The sequence below is a fragment of the Enterococcus sp. DIV0561 genome (assembly GCF_050539875.1).
GTDB lineage: Bacteria > Bacillota > Bacilli > Lactobacillales > Enterococcaceae > Enterococcus > Enterococcus faecalis.
In genome coordinates this window covers 2,586,791-2,601,678 of record NZ_CP172927.1, presented here as the reverse complement: position 1 = coordinate 2,601,678, position 14,888 = coordinate 2,586,791, and the positions used below count along the sequence as shown (strand labels likewise).

Below are 14,888 nucleotides of genomic sequence, written 5' to 3'. Positions count from 1 at the left end.
ACTTTAGGATTGGGACGGATGTTCTAAGTTCTTCCTAAATCGTTTCTGAAAAAATGAAGGAGTGAGGGAGAAGATGACAGAACAAATGTGGATTGAGAAGTTAGGATTAGAAGCGCATCCTGAGGGCGGTTATTTTAAACAAACCAATAAAAGTGAACAATTGATTCCGACCAAACGAGGCGAACGGGCGTTGCATACAGCGATTTTATTTCTATTAAATACAGAAAGTCCGTCACATTTTCATCGTTTAAAAGCGGATGAATTATGGTTTTTTCACGATGGTCAGCCGTTAACCGTTCACTGTATTTTTCCTGATGGAACATATCAAGCTGTTCAGTTAGGGAAAGACTTAGTTCAAGGGCAACAGCTTTCGTTCTCAGTTCCTGCCGGCACAATCTTTGGCTCTACAGTAGCGACAGGATTTGCGTTAGTCAGTTGTGTGGTTACACCAGGCTTTGAGTTTGAAGACTTCGAGTTATTTACTCAAGCGGAATTGTTAAACGATTATCCACAACATAGTGAAATCATTCAGCACTTGGCTTATCGAGAATTACCTTAAGAAAACGTTTTAGTAACATTTCTTTTATGAATATGCTAGTATAAATCAAACAAGCTTGTTGATTTTGTCGCAACGCACACTTAGCTGTCGTAGATGATTAAAAGAAAGGGATGAATCACATGGGCACAATGGTTTTTGTTAACTTCCCAGTAGCGGATGTCCAACGTTCTACAGCATTTTATGAAAAACTTGGATTCAAAAAGAACGAGGAATTTTCAACAGAGGAAGCTAGTTCGATGATGTGGGATGATCAATTTTGGATTATGTTGTTGAACCATGACTTTTATGGAAAATTTATCCAAGAAAAGCAAATTATTGATGCGAAAACAACCAGTGGAGCATTAATTTCCTTTAGTTTAGAGAGTGCCGAAGCCGTAAAACAGTTTGGCGAAATCGCCAAAGCTAACGGAGGCAACTGTTACCGAGTTGATATGGGAATACCAGAAGAGCAAATGTATGGCTTAGAAGTGCAAGATTTGGATGGCAATAGCTTAGAACCTGTCTGGATGAAGATGTAAAAAGAGCCGCAAAATTTCTACAGATTTTGCGGCTCTTCTCCTACAAAAAACTATTGTAAATTATTGGCATTAGTAGCTTCAACACCATAAGAATCAGCTACTTTTTTCAAGCTAAATCCTTTTCCGTAAACTTCACTTGCACTCATTGAAATCAAAAAGGCTTCTTCATCAATCTCAAGAATGGCTTCTTTTAAGCGGGGAAAATCTTTTTCACGAATGACGGTCATTAAGAGCATGCCTTTCGCGCTTCGATAACCGCCTTCGATTGGCACCAAGGTCACACCTTTATCTAGTTCACGTAATAAGCGTTCTTGAATAGCGACATATTTTGGTGAAATAATCATCACATTCTTCGAGCGAACCAGACCAACTTGAATCATGTCAACGACACGACCAATTGTAAATAAACAAATTAAAGAGAATAACACAATATCTGCATTAAAAGCGTACATTGCTGATAAAATGACTAAACCATCGACGAATAAAATAGCAATACCTAAGGAAACTTTGAAGTATTTATTGACAATTTGTGAAATGATTGCTGTACCACCAGTTGAGGCATTGCCACGGAAAACCAAGCCTAGGCCAGCACCTGTAATAATACCGCCAAATAATGCTGCTAGAAAAATATTATGTGTTAAAACAGGCATCCCTGAAGTAATTCCTACAAAAAATGGATAAATAAGACTGCCATAAATGGTTTTGACACCGACCTCTTTCCCAAGAAGTAAGAAACAAAGCACTAAAAGAGGAATATTGATGGCGTAAAGAACAATGGCGGGACTAATCCCGAAAACATAATTAATAACAATACTAATGCCATTGGCTCCGCCTGCCACAAGTTTATTTGGCAATAAGACCGCATTGATTGAAATGGCCAAAATGAATGCACCGACTGTTACATAGGCGGTGTCTTTTAAACGTTGGGCTGTAAAAAATTTGTTCATAAAATACCTCCAATTATTTATTAGTTTAGTGAATGATGACATAAAAAAAGACAGAACATGAGAGACAAGCCTAATCGACTTATGTCCCACACTCTAAATCTTCAACTAATCAACTGAACACTTTTTCCTTATACTAACATGAAATACGACAAGAAAACATAGTGAACAAACAATTTTTTGGAAAAGCTCTCAATTTATTGAAGGCAAAAAAGTCAAAAAGCGGCCAGCCCAAATAGCTTCATGATGTTGGATAATTTGTGCCGCGGTTAAATGCCCATTATCCAAGGTGGAAGTGGTTTTCGGTGTCATCAAACACGTATAGCCTAAACCATGAGCCATCCGAATTGTAGTGTCCACACAAAACTCGGTTTGGACACCAGCAATTTCTAACGTTTGAATGTCGTGTTCCGTCAATAAATCATTTAAATTTGTTTGGTAAAAGGCATTCGCATGTGTTTTGCGGATGAAAAAATCTGTAGGTTGTGCATCCAGTTTTTCAAAAAGTTGCCAAGAGTCTGAGCCAAAAGGTAATTCGGTTTCTTCATGTTGAACAAAAATAATGGGCGCATGGTGTTGGCGGTAGACAGCAATACGCTGATTGACTTTATCCAACACTGCTGGTAGACGGTACAATTGCTGCGTCGGACTTTCGATGCCTTTTTGAAAGTCAATTAAAAGTAATGTACGATTTTTCATGAGCAATCCCCACTTTCTATAAACTAGTTGTTTTCAGTATAACGGAAAAAGGCGCTCTCTAAAAGTGTCTCGAAAATTCCCAAGCGAACGTTCAAAAAAACAGCATATTTACTCGTTTTCCTATATAATAGTAAGAGAAACAGATAGTTTGTAGAAAGAAAGGCGACAAGATGAATTATAGAGAATTAATGCAAAAGAAAAATGTTCGTCCTTACGTATTGATGGCTCGTTTTGGTTTAGAAAAAGAAAACCAACGTAGTACACGAGAAGGGCTTTTAGCGACAACTGATCATCCCATGGTTTTTGGTAACCGTTCTTATCATCCATATATTCAAACAGATTTTAGTGAAACACAATTAGAACTAATCACGCCTGTAGCAAATAGCGGCACAGAAATGCTTCGTTTTTTAGATGCCATTCACGATGTGGCTCGTCGTTCGATTCCAGAAGATGAAATGCTGTGGCCATTAAGTATGCCGCCACAATTACCAACAAAAGATGAAGAGATTAAAATTGCTAAATTAGATCAATATGATGCAGTGTTATATCGCCGTTATTTGGCAAAAGAGTATGGCAAACGAAAACAAATGGTCAGCGGAATTCATTTTAATTTTGAATATGACCAAGCCCTGATTCAGCAATTATATGATGAACAATCCGAAGTGACAGATTGTAAACAATTTAAAACGAAAGTGTACATGAAAGTTGCCCGTAACTTTTTACGTTATCGCTGGTTAATTACGTATCTTTTTGGGGCTTCACCAGTTAGTGAAGACGGCTACTTTAGAGTCTATGACGACCAACCGCAAGAACCTATTCGCAGTATTCGGAATAGTACGTATGGCTACAGAAATCATGACAATGTGAAAGTATCGTATGCCTCATTGGAACGCTATTTAGAAGATATTCATCGCATGGTGGAAAATGGTTTACTTTCTGAAGAAAAAGAATTTTATGCGCCTGTGCGCTTACGTGGCGGGAAACAAATGTCTGATCTGCCTAAAACAGGTATTCGCTATATCGAGTTGCGTAATTTAGACTTAAATCCTTTTTCGCGTTTAGGCATTGTGGAAGATACCGTGGATTTCTTACATTATTTCATGTTGTATTTATTGTGGACAGATGAAAAAGAAGAAGCGGATGAATGGGTGAAAACTGGGGATATTTTTAATGAACAAGTGGCTCTTGGTCATCCTCATGAAACGATTAAGTTAATTGCAGAAGGCGATCGGATTTTTTCAGAAATGATTGATATGTTAGATGCTCTAGGCATTCGCAAAGGCAAAGAAGTTGTCGGTAAGTATTATCAACAACTGCGGAATCCACAAGACACCGTTTCTGGCAAAATGTGGACGATTATTCAAGAAAACTCCAACAGTGAACTGGGAAACATTTTTGGAAACCAATATCAAAGTATGGCCTTTGAACGCCCTTATCAATTAGCTGGTTTCCGTGAGATGGAATTATCCACACAAATTTTCTTATTTGATGCGATTCAAAAAGGTCTGGAAATCGAAATTTTAGATGAACAAGAGCAATTTTTGAAACTGCAACATGGCGAGCACATTGAATACGTCAAAAATGCCAACATGACTAGCAAAGATAACTACGTGGTACCATTGATTATGGAAAACAAAACCGTGACAAAGAAAATTTTGTCTGCAGCAGGTTTCCATGTGCCTGGCGGTGAAGAATTTTCATCTTTTATTGAGGCACAAGAAGCACATTTGCGCTATGCCAATAAAGCGTTTGTCGTGAAACCAAAATCAACGAATTACGGTTTAGGAATTACCATTTTTAAAGAAGGCGCTTCGTTGGAAGACTTTACGGAAGCGTTACGGATTGCTTTTAAAGAGGACACAGCGGTTTTAATTGAAGAATTTTTACCTGGAACAGAATATCGGTTCTTTGTGTTAGATAATGATGTAAAAGCCATCATGTTGCGCGTGCCAGCCAATGTTACCGGAGATGGCAAACATACTGTAGAAGAATTGGTGGCCGCTAAAAATAGTGATCCATTGCGGGGAACCAATCACCGTGCACCACTAGAATTAATCCAGTTAAATGATTTAGAAAAACTAATGTTGAAAGAACAAGGTTTAACTATCTATTCTGTGCCAGAAAAAGAGCAAATCGTGTACTTGCGAGAAAATTCTAATGTTAGCACGGGCGGGGATTCGATTGATATGACCGATGTCATTGATGATAGTTATAAACAAATCGCCATTGAGGCCGTAGCTTCTTTAGGAGCCAAAATTTGTGGCATTGATTTAATCATTCCTGACAAAGACGTAAAAGGCACACGTGATAGCTTAACGTACGGGATTATTGAAGCAAACTTTAATCCAGCCATGCACATGCATGTGTATCCTTACGCTGGAAAAGGACGCCGTTTAACAATGGACGTTTTAAAACTTTTATACCCAGAAGTGGTTCAATAAAAAAGAATACCGCCAAAAAGTCATAATAGATTTTTTGGCGGTATTCTTTATAAAAACGTTTTCTTGGTGAACCCAATAGGTTATACTAAAGCTATTACCAATGAAAGTTGTATGACGGTGGCTCTGAGTTAGAGAGGCAGGTGATACCTATGTGTATCCGATGCACTTTAACGAAAGGAGCATTTTTTTTGTCAATCGAAGTGGCATTGGAATTGATGATTAGTTTTGCTCTGAGGCTAAGGCGAAAGCGTTTAGCTCCGAGAACCAAGTAGGTACTGTTTAACATCTATTTGCTTTGCAAATAGTGTTTCTCAGCAATAAGAAGGAATTTCCGAAAATAGTTCTTCAATTTTTGGAGACCAAGTAGGTATTATTCATCATCGAATCACTACGTTCTTCGTGATTCTCAACAATTTCGGCTTATTTCCGAAGGACCTTCAACTCTTAGAGCTTTAGCTCTTAGAAGTTGTTGAGATCGAAGCAACGCGTAGTGTTGCTTTTGTTCAGCTGATTAGCGTTTGTTGCGTTACTGATTTTCGGTATCCTTGAAGCAACGAAAAACAATAAAAAATAACCGTTCATAAGCTTGACAGGCCGAACGGTTAAATAGTAACAAAAATTTAACTCAGTAAGCCACCAGTTCTTATAACTGGCGCTGGTATAAAGGAGAGGTATGTACCCGCATACCTCTCTTTTTCATCTTTATAATAGCACAATTCTATTATAAATGGAAGCGCTCATAACTTATGTTTAAACAATCCAATGACTCATAACTTTTCTTGAGCTTTTTATGAGTGAAATAGTTTTTGCCAGAAGCCTTTTTTAGCTTTTGGCTCTTCTTTTGGCGTTTCGGTTGCTTGAGGATATTTTTCTGTAACGTCAATCACAGGTTCATCGACTGCATGTTTTTCAGCTAACAGTAAGCCGAGAGAGTCAGGGTTGTTCTCCACAAAATTGTTAACAATCTTAAAGGTTGCGCCATGCTGATTTAATAATTTAATATAGGTACTTTGCAGGTCAGAAGAGATTTCGCCGTTTAAAAGTACTGTAACTTCAGGATGCTTCGCTAATTCTTCTAATAAATGTTGTTGGTTCTGTGCATCTTTCATTTCAGCGACGGTCATGGAGAGACGGCAGCGTTCACGAAATGTGCCCATGTATTTGTGTTGTTCTTCAGGATTGACGAGGGGCGTACCGTACATTCCTTTATCCAGACGTTGTTGTAAGTCATCATTCGCCATTCAGTAACACTCCTTTCCTAACGTTTCCCTCCATTATAGCATATCTTAGATAAGTCGTTGGTCAGTCGGCTTGAGAAGAAGTTTTTAAGAAAGGAAAAAAAGTGGTTGCATTTGTGATGGTTTTCTCATACACTGTAATTAAGAATGAGAATCATTCTCAATTAAATAAAAATGGAGTTTTCTCATGAAAAAGATTGGTTTGTTTGTTCTACTATTACTTTTCAGCTTATTGTCATTAGTGATAGGGGTGAAGGACATTGCACTTTCTCAGTTGTTTCAATTAGATGCGCAGCAACAATTTGTTTTATTTACCACCCGTGTTCCCCGCACGTTGAGTTTAATCATTGCTGGTAGTACGATGAGTATTTCTGGATTGATTATGCAGCAACTCACACAAAATAAATTTGTCGCTCCTAGTGTCGCTGGAACAACCGATAGTGCAAGGTTGGGTATTTTAGTTGCAATGTTATTTTTCCCAACAGCTCCGTTTCTCTATCGAACGGCAATTGCTTTTATTTTTGCGCTAAGCGGGACCTTATTATTCTTAGCGCTCATTCGATTATTACCAAGTAAGAATCAAGTAATGGTCCCTTTGGTGGGCGTGATGTTTGGTAACATTCTAGGCTCAATTGCCACATTTTTTGCCTATCAATACCAATTGGTTCAAAATATGTCTGCTTGGTTACAAGGAAATTTTTCCACAGTTATGAAAGGGAATTATGAATGGTTATTTTTAATGATTCCTTTGTGGTTTGTTATTTATTTATTTGCTTATCATTTCACTGTCGTTGGTATGGGTGAAGCATTTGCAAATAGTCTTGGCGTCCATTACCAGCGAATTCAGTTTTTAGGTTTGACGCTGGTTGCTTTAGCAAGTGCCATCGTTTTATTGATGGTGGGGAATATTCCGTTTTTAGGGGTTGTGATTCCCAATCTCGTGTCTTTACGTTATGGCGATCATATGAAAAATACCTTGTGGTTAACTGGGATTTGCGGGAGTTTGTTCTTGTTAATCTGTGATATTTTAGCACGAGTATTGATTGCCCCCTATGAAATTCCTGTCAGCGTGGTTGTCGGAACATTAGGGAGCATTTTGTTCATTTTATTATTACTAAGGGGGCGCAAACGATGAAACGGCCTTTAAAAAAATGGCTTTCATTACTTTTGCTTTTAGCTGCCGTAGTAATTGTGAGTCTTTGTTATTTAACTTATAACACGTATGGCAATTGGTCCTTTGCTTTGGCGTTACGAGGGAAAAAGTTATTGGCTTTTATTTTTGTCGGAATCGCTGCGGCTTTTTCAACTATTAGTTTTCAAACAGTCACGCAAAATCATTTCCTAACGCCAAACATTTTAGGGATGGATTCCTTGTACGTCTTTGTGCAGACGGTGTTATTTTTTCTTTTAGGAGGCGCACAAGCGTTAGGTCAAGTAAGTCTTGGCTCGTTTTTGATGAACGTCTTTTTAATGGTATTTTTAAGCACTAGTTTATCGTATTTTCTATTACGCAAAAATCAATCCGACCTATTCTTATTGTTGATGATTGGCATGATTTTAGGTACTTTTTTCAGTAGTATCAGTACGTTTTTACAAGTGATTATGGATCCTAACGAATACGACTTACTCCAAGGAAAGTTGTTTGCCAGTTTCGGTAACGTCAATAGTCAGTATCTCGTTTTCGTTGGTGTGGCGGTACTCATGATTTGTGGGATACTTTGGCGGGAAAGTTACCGTTTAGACGTTTTACATTTAGGGAACCATCAAGCCCAGAATTTGGGGATTGCTGTGAATCAGTTTCAATTAGTGTTGTTGTGTTTGATCAGTAGTCTGGTCGGCTTATCAACAGCATTAGTGGGACCGATTACATTTTTAGGTTTTATCGTGGCCAATATGAGTTATCAATTCATGAAAACCTATCGCCACCGAGAACTGTTTGTGGCAGGGAGTTTAATAGCAGTCTTTTTACTGGTGTTTGGTCAATTGATGGTTGAACAGGTCTTTCATTTGAATACCCCGCTCAGTGTGGTGATTCAATTTGTTGGGGGCGTTTATTTTATATGGAAAATTATTGCAGAAAGGAAGCAACGCACATGATCCAGATGAGTGATGTATCAAAAAAATATGGCGATAAATTTGTCGTTTCAGACATTGATTTACCTATTTCTGAAGGCAAATTAACGGCCTTTATTGGGCCGAATGGCGCTGGGAAAAGCACGCTGCTAGCCATGATGAGTCGCTTAATTCCCAAAGATACCGGGGAAATTTATCTGGACAAGCAAGAAGTAAAAACCTGGAAGCAATCGGCTTTTTCACAAAAAATTGCCCTTTTAAAACAAGCCAACGGTGTACAACTTAAATTAACTGTGCGAGAACTGGTCAATTTTGGCCGCTTTCCTTATTCCAAAGGTCGCTTAAAAAGCGCTGACCATGAAAAAGTAACAGAAGCACTGGAACAATTGGGCTTAACTGAAATGGCGGAAGAATACATTGATACCCTTTCTGGAGGGCAATTACAACGGGCGTATATTGCCATGATTTTAGCCCAAGATACCGATTATATTTTATTGGATGAGCCCTTAAATAACCTCGACATGAATTATGCGGTTCAAATGATGCAGATTCTTAAACGCTTAGTGGATGAACTAGGAAAAACAATTCTGATTGTTCTACATGATATTAATTTTGCCGCAAGCTATGCAGATGAAATTGTCGCCATGAAAGGCGGAAAGCTCTATGCGCATGGCGCAACAGAGGAAGTTATTCAAACAAGTATTTTAAATGATCTTTATGAAATGAATATCCGGATTTGTGAAATTGAAGGAAAACGCTTTTGTCTTTATCACTAAATCGAGCAATTTAAAAATAACGTTTTTGGAGGAAAAGAATGAAAAAGAAATTTTTAGCAATGATGGCAGTTTCAATGATGGGACTGTTAATGTTAAGTGCTTGTCAAACAAATAAAAAAACAGCAGATTCTGCAACAACAGAAACAGCAGCTAAAACGGAAGTCACAGTCAAAGACACCAATGGTCAATTAACCGTTCCCAAAAATCCTAAGAAAGTCGTTGTTTTTGATAATGGTTCCTTGGATACAATGGATGCACTAGGTGTTGGTGACCGCGTGGTAGGTGCGCCAACCAAAAATATCCCTGCGTATTTGGAAAAATACCAAAAAGTTGAATCAGCAGGCGGTATTAAAGAACCAGATTTAGAAAAAATCAATCAACTAAAACCAGACTTAATTATTATCTCTGGTCGTCAACAAGATTATCAAGAACAATTAAAAGCCATTGCGCCAACCATTTACTTAGCTGTAGATGCCAAAAATCCTTGGGCATCAACGAAACAAAATATTGAAACGTTAGGCACTATTTTTGGTAAAGAAGAGGTAGCTAAAGAAAAAATAACCGGCTTAGAAAAAGAAATTGCTGACGTGAAAAAACAAGCAGAAGCTAGCGCGAATAATGCGCTTGTTGTGTTAGTTAACGAAGGACAACTTTCCGCTTACGGAAAAGGCTCTCGTTTCGGTTTAATTCATGATACATTTGGCTTCAAAGCAGCAGACGATAAGATTGAAGCTTCCACTCATGGGCAAAGTGTTTCTTACGAATATGTTTTAGAAAAAAATCCTGGGATTCTCTTTGTGGTAGATCGCACCAAAGCAATTGGTGGCGACGATTCAAAAGATAACGTCGCTGCAAACGAATTGATTCAAAAAACCGATGCTGGTAAAAATGATAAAGTCATTATGCTTCAACCAGATGTTTGGTATCTAAGCGGTGGTGGATTAGAATCAATGCATTTGATGATAGAAGACGTTAAAAAAGGATTAGAGTAACATTGTTTTAGAAAAGAGGGATTGAAGCCTCTTTTCTTTTTTTGATGAAAAACAAAAAAGTTTTAAATTAAAAATGTGGTTGACGGCCTCGAAAATGTTTGCTAAACTATCCGTAAATCAGTATGATTGATGAAACAAATAAAAGAACAAAATGTGATGAGAAGGAAAGTACTTTTTAAAATAGCTTGCAGAGAGCCTCGTTTGGTGAGAAGAGGTAGTGACGTTAAAGGGGAAAATGGCCTTTGAACAGGTTGGTTGAAGCCGTTTGCTTAAACCAATTCAGGTGCGCCTGTTATAGCGCTACAGTATGATTGTACTGGAAACGAGCGGATCTTTTTTAGCGAAGAGATCAACAAAGGTGGTACCGCGATTGCATAAGCATTCGTCCTTTTTAGGACGAATGCTTTTTTTATTTGTTTAAAAAATATGAGGGGGCAACAACATGAAATTGGGGAAAAAAGTAGTAGGTTTGATTGCAACAGGGTTTCTTTTAGCCGCATGTGGCGGAACCAAAGAAGCAGCAGAGAAAGTAGATTCGGGAAATTTAGCAGCTGAACAAAAAATCAGTATTAGTTCACCTGCACCAATCTCAACATTGGATACAACACAAACAACAGATAAAAATACCTTTACAATGGCACAACATTTATTTGAAGGCCTGTATCGGTTTGATGATGATAGTGCCACGGTGCCAGCTCTAGCTAAAGATGTCAAGATTAGTGACGATGGGCGCAAGTACCACTTTACCTTGCGGGAGGGGATTAAGTGGAGCAACGGCGAGCCAATCACGGCCCAAGATTTTGTTTATTCTTGGAAAAAACTGGTGACACCAGCGACGATTGGACCGAATGCCTATTTACTAGATAGTGTTAAAAATAGTTTTGAAATACGCAACGGTGAAAAGTCAGTCGATGAATTAGGGATTTCAGCCCCTAATGACAAAGAATTCATTGTTGAATTAAAACAGGCCCAACCTTCCTTCTTAGCAGTCGTTTCGATTGCTTGGTTAGCGCCACAAAATCAAAAATTTGTCGAAGCGCAAGGTAAAGATTACGCCTTGGATAGTGAACATTTACTTTATAGCGGGCCATTTACGCTAGCCAATTGGGATGCGACTTCAGATACTTGGACATTGAAAAAAAATCCAGAATACTATGATGCGGATCAAGTGAAACTGGCAGAAGTTGCGGTTAGTACAATCAAAGAAGATAATACTGGGATTAACTTATATCAAGCGAATGAACTAGACTTAGTTCGCATTAACGGACAATATGTTCAACAATATCAAGAGGATCCAGGCTATGTCAGTCATCCAGATGTGGCCAACTACTTCTTAGATTTCAACAAAAAAGAAGGAACGCCATTAGCGAATGTTCATTTACGAAAAGCGATTGGCCAAGCAATTGATAAAGAAGCCTTAACACAAAGTGTCTTAAACGATGGGTCAAAACCCCTCAACGGATTGATTCCAAGTAAACTTTATGCGAACCCAGAAACAGATGAAGATTTCCGAGCTTACAGTGGCGAATATTTGAAAAATGACATCAAAAAAGCTCAAGCTGAATGGACGAAAGCCCAGGCGGATGTCGGTAAAAAAGTGAAACTTTCCTTGCTAGCGGCAGATACAGATCAAGGAAAACGAATTGCGGAATATATTCAAAGTCAGTTACAAGAAAATCTGCCAGGTTTAGAAATTACCATTTCATCGCAACCAAGTAATAATGTGAACCAATCGCGACGTGAAAAAAATTACGAGTTGTCTCTTTCAGGTTGGATTGCCGGCAGTAGTGAATTAGACTCTTACTTTAACTTATATGCAGGAGAATCAAGTTACAATTATGGCAATTATCATAATGCCAAATACGACCAATTGGTAGAAGATGCACGAACGATTAATGCCAATAATCCAGAGAAACAGTTTGCAGAATACAAAGAAGCGGAAGACATCTTGTTGAACCAAGATGCTGCCCAAGTACCACTGTATCAAAGTGCCTCAAATTATCTAATCAATCCTAAATTGAAAGGCATTAGTTATCACTTGTATGGGGATTATTTCCACTTGCGCAATGCTTATTTAACAGAATGATTCAGGAAGAAGGAGTAAAAAATGGAAAAATTAGTCGAACGATTTTTAACTTACGTGAAAGTTAACACCCGTTCAGATGCCAACAGTAAAACCACACCGACGACGGTCGGTCAAGTGGTTTTAGCCAAAATGATTGAAACAGAACTTCATGAATTAGGTTTGGCCGATGTGCATTATAACGAACAAAACGGTTTTTTAACGGCACGGTTGCCTGGTAACCAACCTGCAGCGAAGAGCATCGGCTTGATTGCACATCTGGATACGGCGGATTTTTCAGCAGAAAATATCCGTCCCCAAGTCATCACTAATTATGATGGTCAAGATGTCCTTTTGAATCAAGAACAAGGCATCGTTTTATCAGTTGCTGAATTTCCCAATTTAAAAGAATATCAAGGGGAAACGTTGATTACTACAGACGGAACCACACTTTTGGGAGCAGATGACAAAGCGGGAATTGTCGAGATTTTAGCTGCTGTTGAGTATTTTTTGGCACATCCAGAAGTAGCGCGGGGGGATGTTTGGCTCGCCTTCGGTCCAGATGAAGAAATTGGACGCGGGGCCGATCAATTTGATGCGCCGAACTTCCCAGTCGCTTTTGCGTATACAATCGACAGTGGCCGCGTGGGGCATTTCGAGTATGAAACGTTTAACGCTGCTCAAGCTGTGATAACAATTGAGGGAACCAGTGTCCATCCGGGAACGGCCTATGGTTCGTTAGTAAATGCCATTAAATTAGGCGAACAACTTGATCAATCACTGCCGCAAAAGGAAGTGCCAGAACAAACACGTGGAAATGAAGGATTTTATTTACTCAATAAATTTACAGGAAGTATTGAAAAAGCAGAACTTGTCTATATCATTCGGGATCATGATCGAGAAAACTTTCAAGCGAGAAAGCAATTTTTGGAAAAACAAGTTCAACGTTTAAATGCGCTGGCGGATAAACCCAGACTAACAATTACTTTCCAAGACCAATATTATAATATGAAGGAAATCATCGAAAAAGATTGGACCCCTGTGGAATTAGCCGTCCAAGCAATGGAAAGTTGTGACATTGAACCAATTATCACACCTTTTCGTGGCGGGACAGATGGTTCTAAGATTTCTTTCATGGGCATTCCCACGCCTAATCTATTTACAGGAGGCGAAAATTTTCACGGGCAATATGAATTTATTACCGTTGAATCAATGGCCAAAGCTGTTCAAACAATCATTGCCATCATTCGCCTAAACGCTAATTAAAGAAACACGCAAGGAAAATGCCGACTTTCCTTGCGTGTTTCGCTGTTTTTCGGTAAAGTATTTAGAAAAGTAGGGAGTTTTGCTCATGAATTATCCATTGATTTTTGCAGAAAACCAACAATTGGAAACGGAACGATTGCATTTACGACCAGTGACATTAGCAGATACAGATGATTTATTTGAATATGCTTCAGATGAAGAAACGACGCGTTTTGTGTTTCCTAAAAATGAAACCAAAGAAGAAACAAGAGCCAGTATTGCGAAATATTTTATGGGGGAACCTTTAGGAAAATATGGGATTGAAGTGAAAGAAACGGGCAAAATGATTGGCACGATTGATTTGCGGGTCAATGAAACCAATAATATTGGAGAATTAGGCTATGTCTTGAACCGTGCCTTTTGGGGCAAAGGCTACATGCCTGAAGCCGCGACGGCGTTAGTTGAACTGGGTTTTGCAAAAATGAAACTCATGAGAATCTTTGCTTTACATGATCAAGACAATCCAGCTTCTGGTCGTGTCATGGAGAAAATTGGTTTTACCTACGAAGGAACACTGCCCAATGCCCGAATTAGTAAAGGGAAAATTGTCACAGATGTTTATCGTGGGATGACGCTGGAAACATGGCAAAATCGACAAAAATAGAAGCGTAAGACAAGTTGAGAGAGGAATTAGAGAAATGTTGATGTTTACAGAAAAAGAATTCGCAGCCTTTGAAGTTGCTGGATTAGATGAACGAATGGCGGTTATCCGTGCGCAAATTCAACCGATTTTTCAAGAATTAGACACGTATTTTGCCGAACAACTAGCGCCTGAACTAGGAACGGAGTTGTTTGTCCATATTGCGCAACATCGCCGTCGCACCGTGTATCCACCAGAAAATACTTGGTCCGCACTCAGTCCGAATAAGCGCGGCTATAAAATGCAGCCGCATTTTCAATTAGGCATTTGGGGCGACTATGTGTTTATGTGGTTGTCATTTATTGATAATCCTAAAAATGAAAAGCAGATTGCGCAAGCCTTTTTAGAGAATCAGCAATTATTCCAAGCATTACCAGAAGATACGTATGTTTCCTTGGATCATACGGTTCCTCAAATTACTCCACTGCCAGAAACGGATATAGAAAAAGCCTTAACTCGTTTTAGAGATGTAAAAAAAGGGGAATTTGAAATCGGGCGCATCATTCCCAAAGATAGTGCTTTATGGCAAAGCCCTGAAAAAGCACGCGCTTATATGTTGGTAACCTACCAACAACTCCTGCCATTGTACCAATTGGCTGTTGCCCAATAAGAGAAACAGACAGTTATTTTGTGTTTTAGTG

The 14,888-nt window shown here is 38.7% G+C and carries 14 protein-coding genes and 1 other annotated feature; of the genes, 11 read left to right on the top strand and 3 right to left on the bottom strand.

Annotated elements, in window-relative coordinates; all coding sequences use genetic code 11:
• The first annotated feature begins 73 nt into the window (after positions 1–73).
• Positions 74–559 (top strand): cupin domain-containing protein, encoded by a 486-nt coding sequence (locus IGM13_RS12430; RefSeq protein WP_002381091.1) that lies wholly within the window; start codon positions 74–76, stop codon positions 557–559.
• A gap of 119 nt (positions 560–678) precedes the next feature.
• Entirely contained in the window at positions 679–1,077 is a 399-nt protein-coding gene (locus IGM13_RS12425) for a VOC family protein (RefSeq protein ID WP_010816824.1), read from the top strand.
• A gap of 50 nt (positions 1,078–1,127) precedes the next feature.
• Here IGM13_RS12425 and IGM13_RS12420 read toward each other — a convergent pair whose 3' ends face one another.
• Positions 1,128–2,024: a YitT family protein gene (locus IGM13_RS12420; RefSeq protein ID WP_002365354.1), complete on the bottom strand. Its 897-nt coding sequence runs from the start codon at positions 2,022–2,024 to the stop codon at positions 1,128–1,130.
• 189 nt (positions 2,025–2,213) lie between these two features.
• Positions 2,214–2,720: a cysteine hydrolase family protein gene (locus tag IGM13_RS12415; protein WP_002419602.1), complete on the bottom strand. Its 507-nt coding sequence runs from the start codon at positions 2,718–2,720 to the stop codon at positions 2,214–2,216.
• A gap of 170 nt (positions 2,721–2,890) precedes the next feature.
• Between IGM13_RS12415 and gshAB the strand changes: the two genes are divergently transcribed.
• The gene (gshAB, locus tag IGM13_RS12410) at positions 2,891–5,161 is read left to right on the top strand and encodes a bifunctional glutamate--cysteine ligase/glutathione synthetase (RefSeq protein WP_002419601.1); all 2,271 of its coding nucleotides are present in this window, start codon (positions 2,891–2,893) and stop codon (positions 5,159–5,161) included.
• Positions 5,162–5,949: 788 nt separating this feature from the next.
• Here the strand turns inward: gshAB and IGM13_RS12405 are convergent.
• The gene (locus IGM13_RS12405; RefSeq protein ID WP_002383256.1) at positions 5,950–6,402 is read right to left on the bottom strand and encodes a YueI family protein; all 453 of its coding nucleotides are present in this window, start codon (positions 6,400–6,402) and stop codon (positions 5,950–5,952) included.
• Between the two features lie 184 nt (positions 6,403–6,586).
• Here IGM13_RS12405 and IGM13_RS12400 point away from each other — a divergent pair, with 184 nt between their 5' ends.
• The 8 genes from IGM13_RS12400 to IGM13_RS12365 all read left to right on the top strand — a co-directional run bounded on the left by IGM13_RS12400 (position 6,587) and on the right by IGM13_RS12365 (position 14,857).
• Positions 6,587–7,534 (top strand): ABC transporter permease, encoded by a 948-nt coding sequence (locus tag IGM13_RS12400; protein ID WP_002394759.1) that lies wholly within the window; start codon positions 6,587–6,589, stop codon positions 7,532–7,534.
• Positions 7,531–8,496: an iron chelate uptake ABC transporter family permease subunit gene (locus IGM13_RS12395; RefSeq protein ID WP_002371665.1), complete on the top strand. Its 966-nt coding sequence runs from the start codon at positions 7,531–7,533 to the stop codon at positions 8,494–8,496. Before IGM13_RS12400 ends, IGM13_RS12395 begins: the two co-directional genes overlap by 4 nt.
• Positions 8,493–9,248 carry an ABC transporter ATP-binding protein gene (locus IGM13_RS12390; RefSeq protein WP_002354962.1) on the top strand — a complete coding sequence of 252 codons (756 nt, stop codon included), beginning with the start codon at positions 8,493–8,495 and terminating at the stop codon, positions 9,246–9,248. Before IGM13_RS12395 ends, IGM13_RS12390 begins: the two co-directional genes overlap by 4 nt.
• A 38-nt stretch (positions 9,249–9,286) precedes the next feature.
• The gene (locus IGM13_RS12385) at positions 9,287–10,240 is read left to right on the top strand and encodes a siderophore ABC transporter substrate-binding protein (protein ID WP_002419600.1); all 954 of its coding nucleotides are present in this window, start codon (positions 9,287–9,289) and stop codon (positions 10,238–10,240) included.
• 147 nt (positions 10,241–10,387) lie between these two features.
• Positions 10,388–10,633: a binding site (T-box leader), on the top strand.
• Positions 10,634–10,682: 49 nt separating this feature from the next.
• Positions 10,683–12,326, top strand: coding sequence for a peptide ABC transporter substrate-binding protein (locus IGM13_RS12380; protein ID WP_002419599.1), 1,644 nt, complete (start codon positions 10,683–10,685; stop codon positions 12,324–12,326).
• Between the two features lie 21 nt (positions 12,327–12,347).
• On the top strand, positions 12,348–13,568 hold the full coding sequence (gene pepT, locus IGM13_RS12375; protein WP_002419598.1) for a peptidase T: 1,221 nt from the start codon (positions 12,348–12,350) through the stop codon (positions 13,566–13,568).
• Positions 13,569–13,653: 85 nt separating this feature from the next.
• Entirely contained in the window at positions 13,654–14,211 is a 558-nt protein-coding gene (locus IGM13_RS12370) for a GNAT family N-acetyltransferase (protein WP_002419597.1), read from the top strand.
• A gap of 34 nt (positions 14,212–14,245) precedes the next feature.
• Entirely contained in the window at positions 14,246–14,857 is a 612-nt protein-coding gene (locus IGM13_RS12365; protein WP_002419596.1) for a YktB family protein, read from the top strand.
• Positions 14,858–14,888: the final 31 nt, after the last annotated feature.